Source organism: Algoriphagus halophilus (assembly GCF_041729275.1).
Classification (GTDB): Bacteria; Bacteroidota; Bacteroidia; order Cytophagales; family Cyclobacteriaceae; genus Algoriphagus; species Algoriphagus halophilus_A.
Genome location: NZ_CP146486.1, coordinates 2417167 through 2437603 on the forward strand (window position 1 = coordinate 2417167; position 20437 = coordinate 2437603).

General features: G+C 37.6%; 19 protein-coding genes and 4 pseudogenes. 12 read left to right on the forward strand and 11 right to left on the reverse strand.

The annotated features are described in order from the left end of the window. Nucleotides 1-4 precede the first annotated feature (4 nt). Both V8V91_RS12995 and rpsU read right to left on the reverse strand, forming a co-directional pair. On the reverse strand, nt 5-889 hold the full coding sequence (locus tag V8V91_RS12995; RefSeq protein WP_373400471.1) for a tyrosine-type recombinase/integrase: 885 nt from the start codon (nt 887-889) through the stop codon (nt 5-7). Nucleotides 890-1106: 217 nt separating this feature from the next. Continuing rightward, on the reverse strand, nt 1107-1301 hold the full coding sequence (gene rpsU / locus V8V91_RS13000) for a 30S ribosomal protein S21 (protein WP_074225478.1): 195 nt from the start codon (nt 1299-1301) through the stop codon (nt 1107-1109). Between the two features lie 250 nt (nt 1302-1551). Here rpsU and V8V91_RS13005 point away from each other — a divergent pair, with 250 nt between their 5' ends. Further along, the gene (locus V8V91_RS13005; protein ID WP_373400472.1) at nt 1552-2793 is read left to right on the forward strand and encodes an alpha-L-fucosidase; all 1242 of its coding nucleotides are present in this window, start codon (nt 1552-1554) and stop codon (nt 2791-2793) included. Nucleotides 2794-2980: 187 nt separating this feature from the next. Here V8V91_RS13005 and V8V91_RS13010 read toward each other — a convergent pair whose 3' ends face one another. Beyond that, a complete protein-coding gene (locus tag V8V91_RS13010; protein WP_373400881.1) occupies nt 2981-3118 on the reverse strand; it encodes a hypothetical protein in 138 nt (45 codons plus the stop codon). Nucleotides 3119-3284: 166 nt separating this feature from the next. Between V8V91_RS13010 and V8V91_RS13015 the strand changes: the two genes are divergently transcribed. The 3 genes from V8V91_RS13015 to V8V91_RS13025 all read left to right on the forward strand — a co-directional run bounded on the left by V8V91_RS13015 (nt 3285) and on the right by V8V91_RS13025 (nt 4782). Beyond that, nucleotides 3285-3485 carry a hypothetical protein gene (locus V8V91_RS13015; RefSeq protein WP_373400473.1) on the forward strand — a complete coding sequence of 67 codons (201 nt, stop codon included), beginning with the start codon at nt 3285-3287 and terminating at the stop codon, nt 3483-3485. Nucleotides 3486-3631: 146 nt separating this feature from the next. Further along, on the forward strand, nt 3632-4243 hold the full coding sequence (locus V8V91_RS13020; RefSeq protein WP_373400474.1) for a DUF4221 family protein: 612 nt from the start codon (nt 3632-3634) through the stop codon (nt 4241-4243). Between the two features lie 230 nt (nt 4244-4473). Next, nucleotides 4474-4782 carry a hypothetical protein gene (locus V8V91_RS13025; RefSeq protein ID WP_373400475.1) on the forward strand — a complete coding sequence of 103 codons (309 nt, stop codon included), beginning with the start codon at nt 4474-4476 and terminating at the stop codon, nt 4780-4782. A 177-nt stretch (nt 4783-4959) separates the two neighbouring features. Here the strand turns inward: V8V91_RS13025 and atpC are convergent, their stop codons facing one another. The 3 genes and pseudogenes from atpC to V8V91_RS13040 all read right to left on the reverse strand — a co-directional run bounded on the left by atpC (nt 4960) and on the right by V8V91_RS13040 (nt 7403). Then, nucleotides 4960-5205 (reverse strand): ATP synthase F1 subunit epsilon, encoded by a 246-nt coding sequence (gene atpC, locus V8V91_RS13030; protein WP_074225480.1) that lies wholly within the window; start codon nt 5203-5205, stop codon nt 4960-4962. Nucleotides 5206-5269: 64 nt separating this feature from the next. Continuing rightward, the gene (gene atpD, locus V8V91_RS13035) at nt 5270-6772 is read right to left on the reverse strand and encodes a F0F1 ATP synthase subunit beta (protein ID WP_373400476.1); all 1503 of its coding nucleotides are present in this window, start codon (nt 6770-6772) and stop codon (nt 5270-5272) included. Between the two features lie 153 nt (nt 6773-6925). Next, nucleotides 6926-7403: pseudogene (locus tag V8V91_RS13040) on the reverse strand (C40 family peptidase). A gap of 107 nt (nt 7404-7510) precedes the next feature. Here V8V91_RS13040 and V8V91_RS13045 point away from each other — a divergent pair. The 7 genes from V8V91_RS13045 (at nt 7511) to V8V91_RS13075 (ending at nt 12090) form a co-directional block, all read left to right on the forward strand. Further along, nucleotides 7511-7750 carry a hypothetical protein gene (locus V8V91_RS13045; RefSeq protein ID WP_074225483.1) on the forward strand — a complete coding sequence of 80 codons (240 nt, stop codon included), beginning with the start codon at nt 7511-7513 and terminating at the stop codon, nt 7748-7750. A 309-nt stretch (nt 7751-8059) separates the two neighbouring features. Next, nucleotides 8060-8437, forward strand: coding sequence for a GxxExxY protein (locus V8V91_RS13050; protein WP_373400477.1), 378 nt, complete (start codon nt 8060-8062; stop codon nt 8435-8437). Between the two features lie 182 nt (nt 8438-8619). Further along, entirely contained in the window at nt 8620-8766 is a 147-nt protein-coding gene (locus tag V8V91_RS13055) for a GxxExxY protein (RefSeq protein ID WP_373400681.1), read from the forward strand. 227 nt (nt 8767-8993) lie between these two features. Then, nucleotides 8994-9104, forward strand: a complete 111-nt coding sequence (locus tag V8V91_RS13060) for a GxxExxY protein (RefSeq protein ID WP_373400682.1) — start codon at nt 8994-8996, stop codon at nt 9102-9104. Nucleotides 9105-9264: 160 nt separating this feature from the next. Beyond that, on the forward strand, nt 9265-10248 hold the full coding sequence (locus tag V8V91_RS13065) for a D-alanine--D-alanine ligase (RefSeq protein ID WP_373400478.1): 984 nt from the start codon (nt 9265-9267) through the stop codon (nt 10246-10248). 235 nt (nt 10249-10483) lie between these two features. Continuing rightward, nucleotides 10484-10969 carry a hypothetical protein gene (locus tag V8V91_RS13070; RefSeq protein ID WP_373400479.1) on the forward strand — a complete coding sequence of 162 codons (486 nt, stop codon included), beginning with the start codon at nt 10484-10486 and terminating at the stop codon, nt 10967-10969. 848 nt (nt 10970-11817) lie between these two features. After that, on the forward strand, nt 11818-12090 hold the full coding sequence (locus V8V91_RS13075; protein WP_373400481.1) for a hypothetical protein: 273 nt from the start codon (nt 11818-11820) through the stop codon (nt 12088-12090). 73 nt (nt 12091-12163) lie between these two features. On the opposite strand, the pseudogene metK reads toward V8V91_RS13075, so the two are convergent. Further along, nucleotides 12164-13418: pseudogene (gene metK / locus V8V91_RS13080) on the reverse strand (methionine adenosyltransferase). 241 nt (nt 13419-13659) lie between these two features. Between metK and V8V91_RS13085 the strand changes: the two are divergent. After that, nucleotides 13660-15294 carry a hypothetical protein gene (locus V8V91_RS13085; RefSeq protein ID WP_373400482.1) on the forward strand — a complete coding sequence of 545 codons (1635 nt, stop codon included), beginning with the start codon at nt 13660-13662 and terminating at the stop codon, nt 15292-15294. A gap of 24 nt (nt 15295-15318) precedes the next feature. Here V8V91_RS13085 and V8V91_RS13090 read toward each other — a convergent pair whose 3' ends face one another. From V8V91_RS13090 to V8V91_RS13105, 4 genes and pseudogenes are all read right to left on the reverse strand, one after another. Then, nucleotides 15319-15894 carry a bifunctional precorrin-2 dehydrogenase/sirohydrochlorin ferrochelatase gene (locus V8V91_RS13090; protein ID WP_373400483.1) on the reverse strand — a complete coding sequence of 192 codons (576 nt, stop codon included), beginning with the start codon at nt 15892-15894 and terminating at the stop codon, nt 15319-15321. Nucleotides 15895-16046: 152 nt separating this feature from the next. Beyond that, nucleotides 16047-16816, reverse strand: a pseudogene (gene cobA / locus V8V91_RS13095) (uroporphyrinogen-III C-methyltransferase). Beyond that, a pseudogene (locus tag V8V91_RS13100) lies at nt 16813-18911 on the reverse strand (nitrite reductase). The pseudogenes cobA and V8V91_RS13100 overlap by 4 nt, the downstream one beginning before the upstream one ends. Nucleotides 18912-19044: 133 nt before the next feature. Then, nucleotides 19045-20301, reverse strand: a complete 1257-nt coding sequence (locus tag V8V91_RS13105; RefSeq protein WP_373400484.1) for a sulfate adenylyltransferase subunit 1 — start codon at nt 20299-20301, stop codon at nt 19045-19047. Between the last annotated feature and the right edge of the window lie 136 nt (nt 20302-20437).

Genomic DNA, 20437 nt, shown 5'->3' on the forward strand with positions numbered 1-20437 from the left:
TTATTTACGCTTTAGGATGTGCCTGTTCAAACACAGCCTTGAGTTTTTCTAATGAATTGTGGGTATATACCTGCGTCGCCGCAAGGTTGGAATGCCCAAGTAAATCTTTAACAGCATTGAGGTCTGCTCCCTTGTTGAGTAGATGAGTCGCAAAAGTATGACGCAGGATATGAGGACTGCGCTTGGAAGTCTGTGCAAAAAGGTCCAGATATTGTCTGACTACACGGTATATCATCATAGGGTAACTTGGCTTTCCGTGATTTGTAACAATAAAATAGTCACTTTGAGCAACATTTGAAAACCTTTGCTCAAATACTTTTTTATACAAAATGATATTTTGAACAAGCCCCTTTGTCAGAGGTATTATTCGTTCCTTTTTTCGTTTTCCTAAAACTTTCACCACTTTTTCCTGAAGGTTTATATTTTCCCATTTTAATCCTGTGAGCTCAGAAAGTCTTACTCCCGTCAGGTACAAAAACTCCATCACCATTCGGTCTCTATTCCCTTCAAAAGTTTCTTCATAAACACTTTCCTCTAGAACGGAAGAAATGGTAGTTTCTTGAAGAAATTCTGGTAATTTTTTCGGGTTTTTAAGGGATTTTAACTTATAGGTTGGATCCTTAGCAATAAGCCTAGAGCGAAGCAAAAACTTATAAAAAGAACGTAGGGTGGCGATTTTTCGGTTAACCGTAGTGGTACTCAGACCGTTCTCTACCAAGTCAATTACCCAAGCCCGAATTTCAGAATGATCGGACATCGAAATATCCTCTCTTTCAAAAGCAGTGGATATGAATTCCTCAAATTGCTCCAAGTCTTTTTGATAAGCCAATACGGTATGCTGACTGGATTTTTTCTCGAATTCTAAATAATTGATAAATGAGTCGATCATGTACTGTGATTACTTATTTAAGGTACATGAAAAAAATGAAATAAGTAATGAAAAATGAAAGGAAATAATAGCTACATAAGTCATCAAAACCATTGATGGCTCACAACCAGACAAATAAAATCTCTGAAAATTTAATAAAGAAAGAACCTTAAAGTGAAAACAAAAAAAGCGCACTCACCGAAGTCAGTACGCTTTTGTATGTTTTTGTCAAAAACGATTACTTATTAGCTTCCTCTTGAAGTTTTTGCTTATAAGACGCTTTGATGACCTGTGCTCTTCTTTTTACAGAAGGTTTTGTGAACGCTTGTCTAGCTCTAAGTTCTCTGACTGCACCAGTCTTGTCAAACTTCTTTTTAAAACGCTTTAGCGCTTTTTCGATAGATTCGTTCTCTTTTACGTTTACTACGATCATATTTTTACACCTCCTTTCGCGACTGCAAAGGTATGGATAATACTTTACAAACAATAATATTCCTCTAAATTATCCTTATCAATGTTTTGACCTTGAAGTTCCTAGTCAATTAACTATTTTCGGGGCTCTAAAAAAGAAATTCAATTACCCCATGTTATTCAGAAAAACAACTTCTCTTATAATTCTAACTTTTTGTCTGATCGCCTTTCTAACCCCCAAACCAGCTATTTCACAAGAAAATCCTGATAAAATGGAGTGGTTTAAAGATGCTAAACTTGGGATCTTTATCCACTGGGGAATTTACTCAGTCAATGGAATCGATGAATCCTGGTCTTTTTTTAACGATTACATCAAGTACGAAGACTATATGAAGCAGCTGGACGGATTCACTGCTTCTAAATATGATCCTGAAAAATGGGCCAGATTAATTAAAGCCAGTGGAGCAAAATATGCTGTATTGACTGCAAAACATCATGATGGAGTCGCTCTTTGGGATACCAAGGCTAGCGATCTTTCAGTTGTAAAAAAATCTCCAGCAGGAAAAGACCTAGTAGGGCCATTTATGACAGCTTTGGAAAAAGAAGGAATAAAAAAAGGAATCTATTTTTCTGTACTGGATTGGTCACACCCCGATTATGATAGGAATACTCGTGAAACTTTTCGGTACAAAAATGATCCGGAAAGATTCCGCAAATTCACCGATTTCAATTTTGCTCAATTAAGTGAATTATCAAACCAATACAATCCGGATTTGTATTGGTTTGATGGAGACTGGGAACACAAGCCAGAGGAATGGAGAAGTGCTGAATTGAAAGAAAAATTACTAGGCTTTAATCCAAATTTGATTATCAATTCCCGATTGGGACCTGGATTTGGAGACTATGCTACACCTGAACAAGGAGTACCTGTTTCAAGACCTGATAGTGAGTATTGGGAATTGTGTATGACCATGAATAACAGCTGGGGGTATCAAGGAAATGACCACGCCTATAAATCTCCAAGTGAACTTTTAAGAATCTTTGTGGATTGCTTGCATATGGGAGGGAATCTTTTGATGGACTTTGGTCCCAAGCCTGATGGTTCTATTCCTGAAGAAGCAGAAAATATTTTAAACGAATTTGCACGTTGGACATCCAAGCATGAATCAGCCATTTACGAAACCCAGGCGGGAATTCCTGATGGTCATATTTTTGCTCCTACCACACTTTCTAAGGATAAAACTATCCTATATATTTATCTGGATTACAAAGTCAATGAGTCTCTAGCCATCAAAGGCTTGAAAAATAAGATCCAACGTGTCTGGGTGGTAGGAAATGGCACCAAATTACAATCTAGGGAAGTGGGAAAAATGTACTGGAGCTCCGTTCCCGGCATGAAATACATCGATATTCCAGATAATGTTTACGACAAAGACATTACGGTAATAGCAGTATTATTGGACGGCCCGGTGGATTTGTATCGTGAAAAAGGTCAGGTGATTGAAAGTAATTAGGAAAAAGTTGAAGGCTAAAGTTTGAACGCTGAAAGCCTGAATAATTGGTTTCCGATGTCTGATAGCTGAAGACCAATAACGATAATTTAATAATATATATATGTAAAAGCTTTCTCAATCCCTTAGAGAAATAAAACCAAAAAGTCCAACCCGAACGGGTTGGACTTTCTTTATAAACTTAGGTAGCTTAGGCTACAACTTTCTCGGCTAGCAAAACAATTACATTGTCTTTTACTTCCACAACTCCGCCATCCCCGACCATGGATTGCTTTCCTTCAGCAGTGGTAAAGGAAACAGCTCCTTCTAAATTGAAGTTAATTTTCACCTTCTTTATCAATATTTTCAAACTAATTTCCCCCACCCAGCGAAATTAACCGTCAATCATAATATAGATCATATTTAGGCTGACGACAAAACTAGTTTTAAAATTTTCAACTAGATTTAACGCAAGCTAGCTTTTTAATAGTTCTTTAATTTTAACTAAATTTCAAATGAAAAAATCAATTATTTTTACCCTTGCTGGACTAAGTATGGTCCTGGGCAGTTTTGCAGTGGTTCAGCCAGTGAAGGCACAATCAGAGCCTTTATGCAGATGGAGTGAACAAGTACAATTCTGTTTAGCCTCAGCTCCTGATGGATATTGTGCTTATGGTGGACCTGATTGTAGTACTACCTATCCTGTAGTTGAATAAATATTCTAATTTAATATGAGGCTGTCTAAAGAAGTAAGGCAGCCTTATTTATTTTTCGGTAAGTTTTTTAATTCAATTTCTTTATTACCAAATCTCTGTCCAAAATTTCGCTTAAAAACATTGCTACAAACTGTTATAAGTTACATATGAAAAATATACTCATATTATTAACGATAGCGAGCATAATTTCTTGCTCAACTAAGAAACAATCATCAAACAATCCTCTAGACTATTTAACAGATACAATTGTAATTCCTATTGATAGAAAAACAGAGACTTATTCACGTACCATGCAATTTGTAGAAGGCAAACTCTATTGGTGGAACTCAAATCGCGAAACAATAAGCATTTTAGATATAACAAAAAAAGCCCTGATAAACACTATCCAAATTGAAAGAGATGGACCAAATGGGTTGGGCAATCCTTTAGGTTTTTATGTCCTGAATGCCGACAGCATTTACATCCCAACCATGTCATATGAGCTTAGCTTAATTAACTCAAAAGGAAAGTGGCTTGCAGATTATAATTATCACAACTTTTCAAAACTAGGTGTCTTGGCTGCTTCAATGACAAGGTATTCTAATATGATTGAGACTAATAATTTAGGTAATTTATACCTAATTATTCGGGATCTTGAAGTCCTATCACCAGCAGATTTAAATGAAGAAGCATTACAAAATTATCCACCCATCCTTTCATTTGATAAAACACAGGAAATTTTGAATATCTCAATTTCAAAGTACCAACCTCCCTTCTAAAATTTAAAAACTTTATTAATTTTGGTGTTACAGCTACTTCAAAATCACTGCTTCTGCTCAATTATTATAGCAACACACTTATCGAACTTGATTATAATGGAATTGATTTTAAAGAATTTAATCTCAATTCAGATTTAATAAAAAACTTTTCAAACGAATATTATTATTCTTCTAGAATGTCTCAATCAATAGATGAGAATACTAGATTAACTTTTAAAAGTTCAAAAAATTTGGGAATTTATTTTGACCCATACAAAAACCTATTATATCGATTTGGATGGCCTGGAGAAGAAATCTCGAAAGACGAGGATCCAATGCAATTCAGTTCAACCTCTCCATTTTTTACGATAAGTATTTATGATCCATCAGACTTTTCATTAATTAAAGAGTTTTCACTTCCCAGAAACATTTACTTAGCACACCACTATTTTGTCAATGAAAAAGGACTAAACTTATTCCCAATGCATCCAAACAACCCAGAATTCAATGAGGATAAAATGGTTATTCACACATTTGATTTTAGTAGTTTAAAACCATAAAAGCGATATTAATACGTAAGTTAAACGATTAAAAAGTAATAAGGCAAAAAAACTATCGTACATAATCAAAATCAATTCAAGAATGACCCCCTTTGAGCATTCGTTACGGCTAGTAATAAACCAAAAAAAGGTCTCCCATTTACACAGAAGACCTTTTTATATAGATTGATAAATTGCTTAAGCGACTACTTTCTCAGCTAGCAATACAATTACATTGTCTTTTACTTCCACTACTCCGCCATCCACGACCATGGATTGCTTACCTTCTGCTGTGGTAAAGGAAACAGTTCCTTTTGCCAAAGCTGAAACGATAGGAGCGTGATTATTCAGCACCTGAAATGCACCTCCGGCACCTGGGAAACTGGCCTCGGTCACTTCACCCTGAAATACTTTTTTGTCCGGTGTGACGATTTCTAAATGCATCTGATTCGGATTTATATAAAAGCAAGCGGCCAGGAAAAACCGAAGCCGCCACTCTATTTTCTAATTATTTAACTTCAGCCAACATTTTCTCACCCTTAGCGATCGCATCTTCGATGCTACCTACCAAGTTGAATGCTGCTTCTGGAAGGTGATCCAACTCACCGTCCATGATCATATTGAAGCCTTTGATAGTATCCTTGATATCTACCAATACTCCTTTAAGACCTGTAAATTGCTCAGCTACGTGGAAAGGCTGAGACAAGAAACGCTGAACACGTCTTGCTCTGTGAACTACTTGCTTATCCTCTTCAGAAAGTTCTTCCATACCCAAGATCGCAATGATATCCTGCAATTCTTTGTAACGCTGAAGAGTTTCTTTTACTCGTTGAGCACAATCATAATGCTCATCACCCAAGATTTCTGCAGAAAGAATTCTTGAAGAAGAATCCAAAGGATCCACCGCTGGATAAATACCTAGCTCGGCGATCTTTCTTGACAATACCGTAGTAGCATCCAAGTGAGCAAAAGTTGTCGCTGGAGCAGGGTCAGTCAAGTCATCCGCAGGTACGTAAACTGCCTGTACGGAAGTAATGGAACCATTCTTAGTAGAGGTAATTCTTTCCTGCATAGCACCCATTTCTGTTGCCAATGTTGGCTGGTAACCTACCGCAGATGGCATACGACCTAGAAGTGCAGACACTTCAGAACCTGCCTGAGTGAAACGGAAAATGTTATCGATGAAGAAAAGGATATCTTTACCAGCTCCTTCTCCATCACCATCTCTATAATATTCAGCCAAAGTCAAACCAGTCAAGGCCACACGAGCACGCGCCCCTGGAGGCTCATTCATCTGACCGAATACAAAGGTTGCCTTAGAATCTTCTAATTTTTTCAAATCCACTTTGGAAAGATCCCATCCACCTTCTTCTTCTAAGCTGTGGATGAAGTCATCTCCGTAGGTTACGATTCCTGACTCGATCATTTCACGAAGCAAGTCATTTCCTTCTCTTGTTCTTTCACCTACACCGGCGAATACAGAAAGACCAGCATATGCTTTCGCAATGTTGTTGATCAATTCCTGGATCAATACAGTTTTACCTACACCGGCACCACCGAACAAACCAATCTTACCACCTTTTGCATAAGGTTCGATCAAGTCAATTACTTTAATTCCAGTGAAGAGAACTTCTGTAGATGTAGAAAGGTCTTCAAATTTTGGTGCAGGTCTGTGAATAGGAAGTCTAGCTCCAGTAGTAACTTGTGGAAGACCGTCGATCGCATCTCCAACTACGTTGAAAAGTCGACCTTTAATAGCCTCGCCAGTCGGTACAGAGATTGGTTGACCCAAGTCTTTTACCTCCATGCCACGTACCATCCCCTCGGATGAGTCCATTGCGATAGTTCTTACTCTGTCTTCACCCAAGTGCTGTTGAACTTCCATAACGACTACTTGGCCGTTTTCTTTGGTTACTACAACCGCGTCAAGGATGTTTGGCAGTTTACCGCCTTCGAAGGAAACGTCCACTACGGGTCCAATTACCTGAGTTATCTTTCCAATATTTGCCATTTGATAGAATGAAATGTAAAAAGGATATGCTTTTTGAATTCGTCCGCAAAATTAACCAATAAAGCCTAATCCCAAAGGATATTTGGGAAATAATCCGAAGCTTATCAATTATTTGTTAAGGAATTGCTCCAAAATGAACCTAGAGCGAAAAAATCACTCCATCACTCTACGCGCAAATAAAAATACTTTGGACCAATAGCGATTACTCAAATAATCTTCCGAAACGCCCAAAGAAGTGGAAGAATGTATAAATCGAACATCATTTTTGCTTACTTCAGTCACAATTCCAGCATGGGTCACCCTGTTTTTTCTTCTCCCTGTAGCAAAAAATAATAAGTCTCCTCGCTGCAAATCTCTTTGATTAATTTTTTCCTACCTGACTCTGATCTGCAGAAACTCGAGGCATCGTGACTCCAACAGAATAATAAGCATGGTACACTAAAGCCGAACAATCCATTCCTGCTCTTGTTGTGCCGCCATATTTATAAGGAGTCCCAGTATAGCTTCTAGCGGTAGAAATCACCACATCAAACGGATCCGATGCTACTTTCTTCTTGGATGCACAGGAAAAGGCCAAGAAAGCCAAAATTGGAATCAAATAGAAAAAGGAAGAAATTCCTTGTTTGATCATTCGCGTAATTACTCTTTCAAGTATATGATTCTTGAACGAAGGAATCAACCCTAATATATCAAAATCAACCTATCATTTCGTTATATTCGTAGTTTGAAGCGAAGGATATGAGTAGAGAAGAATTCACAAACCTCCCTTTCCATAAAAAAATCACCACCTTATATACTGAGGGCACATTTGTAGTGGGTATACGTTATTACCGACATAAGGTCAACTTATATCTATTAAATAATGAATACATCGAGGTATTTTACAATCACAAACTGGATAAGATTGACAAAATCGATTTTCTTCCCAGAGATCATTCAAGAATGAAGTTTTATCTGGATCAGATCAAATTAGCTTAAACACCCCCGCTGATATCTTTAGAAAAAGATGCTGATTTTATCCCAAAAGCTTCAACATCCGTGAATATCTGCGCTAGTTATTCGCAGTAATAATCTTTGGAGAAATTTTAAAATTGTCTCCCGCAGATTTCCGCAGAAAAAGACGCAGATTCAAGCTGATTTTTATTAGGCCACATCCTAGAACTTAATACTTCTGCGAATATCTGCGCTAGTTATCTGCGGAAATCTGCGGGGTAAATCCTAACTAACAAAGCGAGTAGATATCTAAGGATTTCGTTATATTAGTCATAAATTTTTTAATTCTTAGTTATGATTGAAAACGAAATTTCCTATATAATCAGAGGAGCAATTTTTAAAGTATACAACGCTTTAGGACCAGGGCTATTGGAGTCAGCTTATGAAGTTGCTCTAGCTCATGAATTAATAGAAAACAATCTGAATGTCAGAAGACAGGTTGGTTTGCCATTAATCTATGACAATATCAAAATGGAAATCGGCTATAGAATAGATTTAATCGTAGAAAATAAAGTGATTATAGAAATAAAATCCGTCGAAAATTTACTAGACGTACACCACAAGCAGGTCATCACATATTTGAAACTATCAAATATAAAACTCGGGATTTTAGTAAATTTCAATGTAGATCAAATCACAAAGGGGATTTTTAGAAAAGTCAATAATTTATAACTCCCGCTGATATCCGCAGAAAAAGTCGCTGATTCAAGCTGATTTTTATTTCTCTACCCTATACCAACTTTTCCTTAAGTAAAAATCTGCGCTAAAAATCCGCGAGAATCTGCGGGGAAAAGCCTAACAAATAAAGCGAGTCGATATCTAAGGGTTTCGTTATATTAGATATAAATTTTTTAATTAAATCCGTCGAAAATTTACTAGACGTACACCACAAGCAGGTCATCACATATTTGAAACTATCAAATATAAAACTCGGGATTTTAGTAAATTTCAATGTAGATCAAATCACAAAGGGGATTTTTAGAAAAGTCAATAATTTATAACTCCCGCTGATATCCGCAGAAAAAGTCGCTGATTCAAGCTGATTTTTATTTCTCTACCCTATACCAACTTTTCGTTAAGTAAAAATCTGCGCTAAAAATCCGCGAGAATCTGCGGGGAAAAGCCTAACAAATAAAGCGAGTCGATATCTAAGGGTTTCGTTATATTAGATATAAATTTTTTAATTAAATCCGTCGAAAATTTACTAGACGTACACCACAAGCAGGTCATCACATATTTGAAACTATCAAATATAAAACTCGGGATTTTGGTAAATTTCAATGTAGATCAATCACAAAGGGGATTTTTAGAAAAGTCAATAATTTATAACTCCCGCTGATATCCGCAGAAAAGTCGCTGATTCAAGCTGATTTTTATTTCCCTACCCTCTAACAACTTTTCATTAAGCAAAAATCTGCTGTATTTATCCGAGAGAATCTGCGGGAACTGCGGGAAATAAAAGAAAATTCAAGTAATTCGTAGTTCTAATTTTTATCCAAATGAAGAAGAAAATAGCTTTGGTGACTGGAGGATTTACCGGTGAGTCAGTCATTTCATTAAAAAGTGCGGCAGTTGTTGAAAAAACAATTGACCGAAACCTCTATGATATTTATAAAATTCTGATTTATCCTGGGGACTGGTATTTTTTAAATGATGCGGGAATTAAAATTCCTGTCAACTTGAATGACTTTAGCATAGAGGTAGATAGCCAAAAAATCACCTTTGATGGTATCTTCAATATCCTCCATGGATCACCAGGAGAAGACGGAAAGCTAGCAGGATATTTTGATATGATTGGAATCCCTTATACCACCTGTGATCAATTGACTTCGGCTATTACCATGAATAAAGGCTATACAAAGGCAATCGTAGATGATATTGAGGAATTACACATTGCAAAGTCTCTCCAACTTTTTGAGAACTCTTTAGAGAATCGAGAAAAAGTGGTGAATGAGTTAACTCTACCCTTGTTTATTAAACCAAACAATGGAGGAAGTTCCATTGGCATGAGCAAAGTCAAGACTTGGGAGGAATTACAAGAAGCCCTGGACAAAGCTTTTGCTGAAGACAAGCAAGTCTTAGTGGAAGAATTCGTTTCAGGAAGGGAATTTTCTATAGGTTGCTTCAAAGGCAAAGGAAATATCCAGGTATTACCTGCTACAGAAATAGTGAGTAGCAAAGAGTTTTTTGATTATGAAGCAAAATACGTGGCAGGGGTAACAGAAGAAATTACTCCTGGAAGAATGACTGAAGAGGAGGTAGAAAGAGTCAATCGCATCATCCCAAAAATTTATGAAAAACTGAACTGCAAAGGTGCCGTGAGAATCGATTACTTTCTTCAAAAAGAAACCGGTAAATTCTACTTTATTGAAATCAATACAGTGCCAGGTCAAACTGAAACAAGCCTGATTTCCCAACAAGTCCGTGCAATTGGCATGGAAGTAAAAGACTTCTACACCCAGATAATTGAAGAAATGTTTTAATTCCTCTTGTACAAGAACCTCTTGTGCAAGAAAAAAAGCCCCTTGGACTATTATCGAATTTTGGAATAACATTTGGACTATTTAGGCTAGAAATAGTTTTTAATTCATTGATCAAGCCTTTAAGAGTTATATGAAAGCTTTTTTAGGTCAAAAGCATGCATTCCATGTGTAATTAAATCCCCATTCCTGGGAAATTTTTGGTCTGTGAACTTCATCCTAAAACCCCAAATTCGATATGAAAAACTACATGTTTGTACTGGTGCTTTTTGGATTGATTGTAAGTTGCGGTCCATCTGATAGGCAAGAAGAAAAGTTAAAAGACCTCATTGCAGAATGGAAAAATACTTCTGAAAAAGTAGCGGACCTTTCTGAACAAGTAGGGAATCAAATGTATTTATTGGAAACGAAGAAAGAAGAAAATGGAACTACCGAAATGATTCCTATTCGTTTTCAAGGTGAGGAGAGTAATTGTGAAACTGCCTATAAAACTCTTCGGAAGGATATTGATGAGTTTATTGCCGTCTGGAAAGAAAACTCTTTAAAAGTTGACCAACTCACCAATAATATGGCAGTAGGAAAATGGACTGTTGAAGATGATGAAAGTCTCAAAGCCTTGGATTTAGAGGTAAAAGAAAGAGATGTAGACATCGAACAATGGTTAAACCAACTGATGGAATTAAAGGAAAACTGCGGAATCAATACAGAATCTTCAAATTCCTAAATTCTACACCTGTTTAGGCAAATGATAAGTACTGATTAGACGATACAATTATCAAGTATAAAGTTGGATAGCATTGGGTTTTGACTCAATGCTATTTTTTTGATAGTTATATTCACCTACTCTACTTTCTGATCCTTATCAATTTCACCTTATTTAAAGATTAGCTCACCCCAGAATCTCGGTCCCAAAATCAAAACCCAGCTACCTATCCACATCTGATCATTCCCTTTCTCTAAGTTTTTTAGTCAGAATTAAAATTTACTTTTAAAGGTGCCCCCTTAATCGTCGACTCTTCACCATCGGTTTTAGATAGGTTTCTATTATTTAACTATTTCTTAAGTGTGACAATCTCTCCTTATTTAAAGTACAAACAAGCCCGATAAAAAATAAGATTCCGCATAAGACCGGATAGTCACCTCCAAAACGGATCTTAGTTTTCGAGCCAACTAAAGCTCACTTCATTTATTGGAATATTATTTGGACAATTATATATGAAAATTATTTCAGTTCATTTTATCCTCCTGAATAGTCTGTATAAGGCTAATCAAAAAATTAATTCGTCTTATTTGGGGGGATTGTTTTCCTCATTTTCGGGAAAATAATAAACAATGAACTTCATCCTAAAATTTAGATTGATATGAAAAATTATATGATAATTTTTGTTTTTATCGGGCTGATTATCAGCTGTGGCCCATCAGAACAAAAAGGGATAAGCTTACAAAGCTACTTGCTGAATGGAAAACTACGTCCAAGATGATCGGAGATCTTTCTAAGGAAATCGGAGATCAGCAGTTCCTTTTGAAAACAAAAAAGAAGAGAATCAGACCACAGACGTTATACCGATTAGTGTGAATGGCGAGGCAAGTAATTGTGAAACTGAATATGCCAATTTAAAAGAAAAGATTGATGGATTAATCGGTGTATGGCAGGAAAACACTAAAGAAGTTGAGGACCTGACTACAAAGATGGCATCAGGAAAATGGACTTTAGAAGATGATGAAAATCTTGAAGGTCTTGCAAGTGAGGCAAAGAAAGCAAAAACTAACGTAGATCTTTGGATGATTAAATTAAATGAGCTCAAAACGAAATGTGAGCTTCAATCAGAAAATTCGAATTCCTAAAAGATTTGAAACATCCAATTAAATACCAGCATTGAAAAACAAAGCCTTCCGAGTATTCGGAAGGCTTTTCGTTTTATAATCCGAAAGCGGATTTAATCTTGTCTACAAAATCTAATTTTTCCCATGTAAAGAGCTCCACCTCTAAAGTGATTTCATCTCTATAAGGAGAAAGGAAAGTTTTTGAAAACGACTTCATTTTGTCTACCCATATGGCCATAGGCAGCGGTTTCCTCATAAATCGGATTTCTCAACTTCAATCGTTGTTCGATTGCATAAGGCCTCATATCAAATAGCTCTTCTACTTTTTTGGCAATTTCCCCATCATGCATATCTACTTTAGCAGTGCCATAAGTATTTACATAGATACCCATTGGCGCAGCAACTCCGATTGCATAAGAAACCTGAACTAAGATCTCGTCCGCAATTCCAGCAGCTACCATGTTTTTGGCAATATGTCGGGTGGCATAAGCAGCAGATCTATCTACTTTTGAAGGGTCTTTCCCAGAGAATGCACCTCCACCATGAGCCCCCTTACCTCCGTAAGTATCTACGATGATTTTTCTTCCAGTTAACCCAGTATCCCCATGAGGTCCCCCAATTACAAATTTACCAGTAGGGTTGATATGGTATTTAATATCGTCTGTAAATAGCTTCTGAATTTCTGGTTTTAATGGTGCGATCACCCTTGGAATCAGGATAGAAACAATATCTGATTTGATTTTTGCAAGCATCGCTTCCTCCTCATCAAAATCATCATGCTGAGTAGAAACTACAATTGCTTCTATTCTTTGAGGTACATTGTCATCAGAATATTCGATAGTCACCTGGGCTTTAGAATCTGGTCTTAGATAGGTGATCTCTTTATTTTCTCTCCTTAATGCGGCCAATTCCCGAAGGATCATATGAGAAAGATCCAATGCCAAAGGCATATAGTTCTCAGTCTCATTGGTTGCATATCCAAACATCATCCCCTGATCACCAGCTCCTTGTTCTTCAGGGCTCTTTCGATCTACTCCTTGATTAATGTCTTGAGATTGTTCATGAATCGCAGATAAAACACCACAAGAGTTACCTTCGAACATGTAATCGGATTTGGTATATCCTATCCGGTTAATCACATCACGTGCGATTTTCTGTACGTCCAAATAAATATCGGATTTTACTTCTCCGGCCAAGACTACTTGTCCTGTAGTCACCAAAGTTTCACAAGCAACCTTAGAATTAGGATCAAATGCCAAAAAATTATCAATTAATGCGTCGGAAATTTGATCCGCAATTTTATCTGGATGCCCCTCAGATACTGACTCTGAGGTAAATAAATATGCCATAAATATTAATTTGTAATGCGTTTTTTAAGCAAGCACAAAAATACAGGAACTGTACGAAATAAAAAATCGAAGTAGAATACCTTTCAATTTGTTTTTGACTGAGCCTAAGCAACATCCTATATTTCTACAAAAACCCACCTAACTAATCAGTTTGTAAAGAATTAAAGCTCCTCCCAATCTGAAACTGGTTTTACCAATTCTATACATTATCTTACTTTTTAATTAAAATCTACCATCCATTATGAAGCTTAAAATTTTACTTTTCACCTATCTGACCTTCTTTTGCTCACTCCTTTTTTATTGTCATGCAATGGCAATGCAACCAGTTTCATCCTACAATGAATTAGTAGTTCTTTTTAAAAACTGGAGGGCATTTGAAACTCCACCATTACATGAAGGAGCACCTGATTACCGAAAGGAAACTTTTGAGAAAAGACAAACTGAGTTTAAGAAAATTCAAACTCAATTTTCCCAACTCGATACTTCTGGTTGGACTATTCCAGAGCAAGTGGACTATCGAATTGTACAAGCAGAATTAAATGGGTATGATTTTAATCAACGAATCCTTAAACCTTGGGAAAGAGATCCTGCTTTTTATAAAACCATCTGGACTGAAAGAAGTGATGTTCCTGCCCATGAAGGACCGACCCATCATGGGGTTTTAGAACTTTGGCAATACAAATTTCCCTTGCAAGGTGAATCCCTTTCTAAATTTATTAAGGAGATTAAAATTATTCCTGCTTTAAACCAACAAGCTAAGCAAAACCTAACGGGAAATGCCAGAGAACTGTGGGTTGCAGGCATTCCTTCTATTGCTACACAGGTCATAGACTTGGATAATATTCTGAAACTAGAAGGGGTTTCTGATCAACCTGAATTAGTAATTGCCATAAATGAAGCCAAAATCGCTACTCAAGATCTGGTCACTTGGTTAGAGAAAGAAGCTTTGACCAAAACCGGAGAATCCGGTATAGGGAAAGAAAATTACACATGGTATTTACAAAATGTACATTTAGTACCCTTAACTTGGGAAGATGAGGTAATGATCTTGAAACGGGAGTTGGCAAGAGCTTGGTCTTCATTGAAACTTGAAGAATATAGAAATGCAGGACTGCCTGAAATGAAAGATGCAAGTTCACCCGAAGAATTTGACCTCATGGCCGAAGCATCAGTGCAAAGCATCTTGAAATTCTTAGATGAAAAGGACATCGTCACAGTCAAAGACTATTTTGAACCAGCACTTAGAGAACACATGGGTTCATTTATTCCTAAAGAAAAACGAAACTTCTTTACCATAGGGATGCATTATGATCCAAGGCCTTTGTATTCTCACTTTTATCATTGGTTTGAATTGGCAAGAATGGATAACGAGCCTCATCCAAGTGAAATAAGAAAAGCTCCTTTGTTGTATAATATATGGGATTCAAGAAATGAAGGAACCGCCACTGCTGTAGAGGAAATATTTATGGATGCTGGGCTGTATGAAGACTCCCCTCGATCCAGGGAAATCGTTTACATCATGATTGCTCAAAGAGCTGCAAGAGGTTTGGGTTCTCTCTATGCACAAGCTAACGAAATGACCATGGTAGAAGCTGGTGGCATTCATTCCAATTATACTCCTCGAGGCTGGATGAAAACTGAAAAAGAATTACTTCTTTTTGAGCAACATTTATATATGAGACAGCCAGGCTATGGAAGTAGTTATATCACTGGGAAGTATTTACTGGAAAATGCAATGGCTGATTATTTCAGGATCAACGAAGGCAGGTCTTTTCCATTAAAAGAATTCTTTGACAAACTTAATTCAATTGGAAGCATCCCAATCTCACTTGGGCATTGGGAAATGACAGGTATTGATCAGCAAACTGGCAAATAAGATTTTATGTAAACCCAAAGGGCTTTAACGATTTGTGACTAGCCCTTTGGTAATTTTATTCATTGCTTTCACCTTATATTCAAAGTCTCCTTTTAAAGTATCTCGATAAGCATTCAGGTTATTCAATAACTCATCCATTTCTTCTGGAAGTACCTCTTCAAACAATTGCCTTAATCTTTTCGCTGCCGTAGGGGATTTACCATTGGTACTGATCGCAATTTTTAAATTTCCTTTGGTCACAATTCCTCCTAAATAAAAGTCACATAGTGCAGGTGTGTCTGCTACATTGACCAATAAAAATCGCTCCTTCGCCTGATCATGTATCAGTTTATTAACCTCCATATCGTCTGTTGCCGCAATTACCAAATGCTTTGCACCCAAGTATTTTTCATCATAGGTATCCGTGATCATAGAAACAGTTTCTGCCTTTGAAGCCAATTCCAAAAAAGAAGGTGAAAACTCCTTTGAAACTGCTGTGACTTGGGCATTGGGACTTGACTTCAAAAGAAATTCTAATTTTTCAGTACCCACATTCCCTCCGCCAACGAGAAGGATATTGAGTTCATGAACTTTTAGAAAAACAGGATAAAGATGATTCATTGAGATTCTGGGGTTAACTATTGGATGATTATTCAAAAGATAGGAAATCTATCTTGGAATAGGCCGATTCTTGATAAAGAAGGACTTCAAGCCCCTAAACATTAGAAAACAAGGAAGGCGATAAATCACCTTTCAAATAATTTAACTTTAGTCTAAGCATTAATTTTTACCACCTCTCTATACAGCTCCGCCAATTTTTGACTTTCTCTTACTACTTCTCCCAAAATGATGATAGCGGGTGCTTTTACATGTTCATAGAAAGCCTTTTGGGTAATATCCTCAATAACTCCTGCGACAATTTTCTCATCTGCAGTGGTCCCGCTTTGAATAATCGCTACTGGCAAGTCAGATTTCCCAAAATCTTGATATACCCTGACTATTTCATTTAGTTTTTTTGTTCCCATCAAAACTACCACAGTAGCGGTAGATTGTGCAGCCAAGGCAAGGTCTTTGGAAAGCTCTCCTTGCGAAGTCGTTCCAGTCACCACCCAAAAACTTTCTGAAACACCACGTTTAGTCACAGGAATACCTGCAGCCGTGGGTACAGCAATGGCCGAGGTTATTCCTGGCACAACTTCAGTTTTTATTCCGAAGGTTTCGATGTAATCCAGTTCTTCCGAGCCACGCCCAAAAACAAATGGATCCCCCCTTTCAATCGGACCACATGACCGTGTTGAATCGCCATGCTTACACAAAGTTCGTTGGTGTCTTGCTGAGGCATGGAGTGTTTCCCTACCCTTTTCCCAACATATATTTTGATGGCGGTTTCCGGTGCGTGCTTCAACAAAGCAGGATCAATCAAGGCATCATAAAGAACCACGTCAGCCTGATTCAATGCCAATACTCCCTTGAGGGTGATCAGGTCCGGATCTCCCCGACCCGCTCCCACGAGGGTTACTTTAGGGTTTAAATTTTTGTTCATGCCTCTACCTCTTCCTCTCTGTGGCTTTTCAGCAAGTCATAGATCTCCAAAGCTTGAGCAGCATAAGCTTTCGCAAACTCTTCCGTAGGCTCATTTTTATTGATCTGATAAACTTTATCTGCGAAAGTCCCTCCTAAATCAATCTTCCCTTTTTCCACAAAGTGTTCATCAAACTTTGCGATGATATTCGCATAACTATTCGTAGTTATATTTTCACCCAGAAGGATTGCTTTTGCAGCATTAATTAAGCCTGCATAATGATGATAGATACTATCTGACCATCTGCCTTCTTCCAGAGCTTCTTTTCCAAGATCAATTTTTTCGTAAGCTTCCAACAGCAAGGTGGCTACCAAGTCCAATACCACTCCAGCACATTCTCCAACCCCTACTGCGACTTTGTACTCCTCAGTATTCCCCCAGTCTATAAAATCAGCTGGAGTCACGGTAGAAGCATCTCCTAATTCTTTTAAAAGCTCATAAAAATAGATCTGCCCTTTTTCATCATAATAGGATAGGAAGTCTTTTCCAGCAGCATTTTCTTCAAAATCATTCAATAAAATGCGTAATGCTTCTGGCCCTCTTTTACTTGGAATTTTGGTTACTTTATCTGCAAACCTGCCATTCCCGTCTCCAAGGTTTCCGCCACCTAGCAGTACTTGCAGAGCTGGAATTACCACTTTCCCAGCTTTCATGGACATTCCCTGAAAACCTATATGTGCCATATTGTGCTGACCACAGGCATTCATACAACCTGAGATCTTGATCACAAGGTCTTTGTTTTTCAAATACTGAGGGTATTCTGCCAAAATCACCTTCTCCAGTTCAGCAGCAATTCCCGTTGAACTGGCAATTCCCAGATTACAAGTATCAGTACCAGGGCAAGCAGTAATATCTGCCAAAGAATTATACCCCCTTCAGCCAAACCGATTTTCTTTAATTCCTGATGGAAATAAGGAGCTAAATCCTCTCTCACATCACGAATCAAGAAATTCTGTCGAAGGGTAAAACGAAGCTCAGAATTAGCATAAGTTTCCACCAAGTCTGCCAATTTTCTTGCTTGATCGATGTAAAAATCGCCCAATGGAACTCGTACCCCAATAGAAACAAAACCCTTTTGTTTTTGAGGAAGGACATTGGTTAATTTCCAAAGCTCATAATCCAAACCTGGCTCTGAATCTAATTTAGCTTCAGGGGCGTTGGGCAAGGTTTGCGATGTATCATAGGTAGCTGCATCAATAGGATAGGTAGAGAAAGGCAATGCTTTCTTTTCTTGTTCTACTAATTCAAGAAATGCTTCCAAACCCAAATCCTTTACCAAGAACTTCATTCTCGCTTTATTTCTTCTTGCCCTTTCTCCATGACGGTCAAAAATCCTCAAAACCGCCTCAATAAAAGGGATAATCTGATCTGTTTCCAGAAAATCATAAACTGCATCGGCGTGTCTAGGTTGAGAACCTAATCCTCCTCCTAATAACACTTTAAATCCACGAACTTCTTGTCCATTGACTGTTTTCACTTTTGGAATGAACCCCAAATCATGTAGATAGCTCAATCCAGTATCCTCATCTGAGGAAGAGAAAGCCATTTTAAACTTTCTTCCCATTTCCTGGCAAACCGGATTTCTCAAAAAGTATTTGAAGGTAGCATCAGCATAAGGAGTCACATCAAATGGTTCATTCGGATCAATACCTGCAGTCTCTGAAGCAGTGACATTCCTAACAGTATTTCCACATGCTTCTCGCAAGGTTACATCATCCTTCTCCAACTCAGCCCAGAGTTCAGGCGTTCTATCCAAACTGACATAGTGAATCTGAATATCTTGACGAGTGGTAATATGTAATCTTCCGGTAGAATATTCCTCAGAAACTTTTGAGATTCTTCTTAGCTGATCCGAACTCACCCTACCATAGGGTAATTTGATTCGGATCATCTGAACACCCTGTTGTCTTTGCCCATATACTCCTCTGGCAAGACGCAGGCTTCTGAATTTCTCTTCATCAATTTTACCATCTTTAAAAAGCGCTATTTTACGCTCCAACTCGATGATATCTTTTTCTACAATAGGATTTTCTAATTCGGTTCTAAAGCTTTGCATGGCTTTACTGTTTTTTCCCTATAGGGATAGTGGTTAAAAGGTATGAGGAAACGTCCGGTGTTTCCCGGACGTTTAATTTTCTATAAATCAACTTCATTGAAGCTGATTACCAATGTCTATTCTAAAACAAGTTTCAATCGATGAAGCCAACTGAAACGGTATCAAATTCACCTTCTTCAATGAGGATAAAGCTACCGTTTGACTTATTCTCTTTATAAGAATCAAAATGTATAGGTTTACTCAACCTAAATTTCACCTTTCCGATATCATTCAATTTCAATTGATCTGCCTCCTCTGAACCGGAAAAATCTGTATGAATTTTAGATTCAATTTGATCCACTTTTGCCAGCACTCGATTGACGCCGTGCTGCAAAATATACTTAGCTCCTACTCGAAGACCTTTGCTATTTACCTGACAAATAGTGGCCGAAATCTGCTTTTCACTTCTTGGAACAGCATCACTCTTGACTAACATATCACCTCGGCTCAAATCTACTTCTGAATTCAAAGTCACTGTAATCGAACTTCCTGGGGCCGCCTCATCCAACTCTTGGTCAAAGAAGTGAATACTTTTGATAGAGGAAGTATTCATGGAGGGAAGTAAAGTCACTTCATCTCCAACTTTCAAACTTGCACCATACAATTTTCCGGAGAATCCCCTAAAGTCATGAAAGGCTTCTGTTTTCGGTCGGATTACGTATTGAACCGGGAATCTTGCCACTGAGCTTTCCTGTAAATCTTCTGGCTCCAAAACCTCCAAGTGATCCAATAAGGAATTTCCAATGTACCATGGCATTTCCTCTGACTTTCTGGCAATATTTTCACCATTTAAAGCCGATACAGGAATAAAGGTGATTTGATCTTCTGAGAAATCAGATTTAGCTACCAACTCATCAAAATCCTTTTTGATATTTAGAAACACTTCCTCGTCATAATTGACCAAATCCATTTTGTTGATAGCGACCACTACATGGCTCATTCGAAGCAAATTGGAAATAAAGAAATGTCTATATGTTTGCTCTATTACGCCTTTACGGGCATCAATCAAAATAATAGCTACCTGTGAAGTAGAAGCACCCGTTACCATATTTCGGGTATATTCCACATGTCCTGGAGTATCTGCTACGATGAAGTTTGTTTTCTCTGTATTAAAATAAATATGGGCTACGTCGATGGTAATCCCTTGCTCACGCTCTGCCACCAAACCATCCGTCGCCAAAGAAAAATCAAGATAATCGTATCCTCGCTGCTTAGAGCTACGTTCGATTGCTTCGATTTTATCCGTAGTCATTGACTTTGTATCATATAATAATCGTCCGATCAAGGTGCTTTTACCATCATCCACGGATCCGGCAGTTGCGATTTTGATAAGTTTTCTATTTTCAGACATATTGTTTCTAGTTTTCAGTTGTCCTGCTTCTCCAGAAGCTGGACTTGGCTTAATTCTAATATTGAGAGTTTATAGTTTGATCCATGCTGCTTCTGGAGAAGCATCATAACGACATGGTGGCCTAGTCGACTCTGTA

What these genes read in the sequence shown, in the direction of transcription:
- V8V91_RS13015 (WP_373400473.1), top strand. Translation starts at nt 3,285, where the DNA reads ATGAAAAAATCAATTATTTTTACCCTTGCTGGACTAAGTATGGTCCTG.
- V8V91_RS13085 (WP_373400482.1), top strand. Translation starts at nt 13,660, where the DNA reads ATGAAGCTTAAAATTTTACTTTTCACCTATCTGACCTTCTTTTGCTCA.
- atpC (WP_074225480.1), bottom strand. Translation starts at nt 5,205, where the DNA reads ATGCATTTAGAAATCGTCACACCGGACAAAAAAGTATTTCAGGGTGAA.
- V8V91_RS13050 (WP_373400477.1), top strand. Translation starts at nt 8,060, where the DNA reads ATGATTGAAAACGAAATTTCCTATATAATCAGAGGAGCAATTTTTAAA.
- rpsU (WP_074225478.1), bottom strand. Translation starts at nt 1,301, where the DNA reads ATGATCGTAGTAAACGTAAAAGAGAACGAATCTATCGAAAAAGCGCTA.
- V8V91_RS13045 (WP_074225483.1), top strand. Translation starts at nt 7,511, where the DNA reads ATGAGTAGAGAAGAATTCACAAACCTCCCTTTCCATAAAAAAATCACC.
- V8V91_RS13005 (WP_373400472.1), top strand. Translation starts at nt 1,552, where the DNA reads ATGGAGTGGTTTAAAGATGCTAAACTTGGGATCTTTATCCACTGGGGA.
- V8V91_RS12995 (WP_373400471.1), bottom strand. Translation starts at nt 889, where the DNA reads ATGATCGACTCATTTATCAATTATTTAGAATTCGAGAAAAAATCCAGT.
- V8V91_RS13105 (WP_373400484.1), bottom strand. Translation starts at nt 20,301, where the DNA reads ATGTCTGAAAATAGAAAACTTATCAAAATCGCAACTGCCGGATCCGTG.
- V8V91_RS13065 (WP_373400478.1), top strand. Translation starts at nt 9,265, where the DNA reads ATGAAGAAGAAAATAGCTTTGGTGACTGGAGGATTTACCGGTGAGTCA.
- V8V91_RS13020 (WP_373400474.1), top strand. Translation starts at nt 3,632, where the DNA reads ATGAAAAATATACTCATATTATTAACGATAGCGAGCATAATTTCTTGC.
- atpD (WP_373400476.1), bottom strand. Translation starts at nt 6,772, where the DNA reads ATGGCAAATATTGGAAAGATAACTCAGGTAATTGGACCCGTAGTGGAC.
- V8V91_RS13090 (WP_373400483.1), bottom strand. Translation starts at nt 15,894, where the DNA reads ATGAATCATCTTTATCCTGTTTTTCTAAAAGTTCATGAACTCAATATC.
- V8V91_RS13070 (WP_373400479.1), top strand. Translation starts at nt 10,484, where the DNA reads ATGAAAAACTACATGTTTGTACTGGTGCTTTTTGGATTGATTGTAAGT.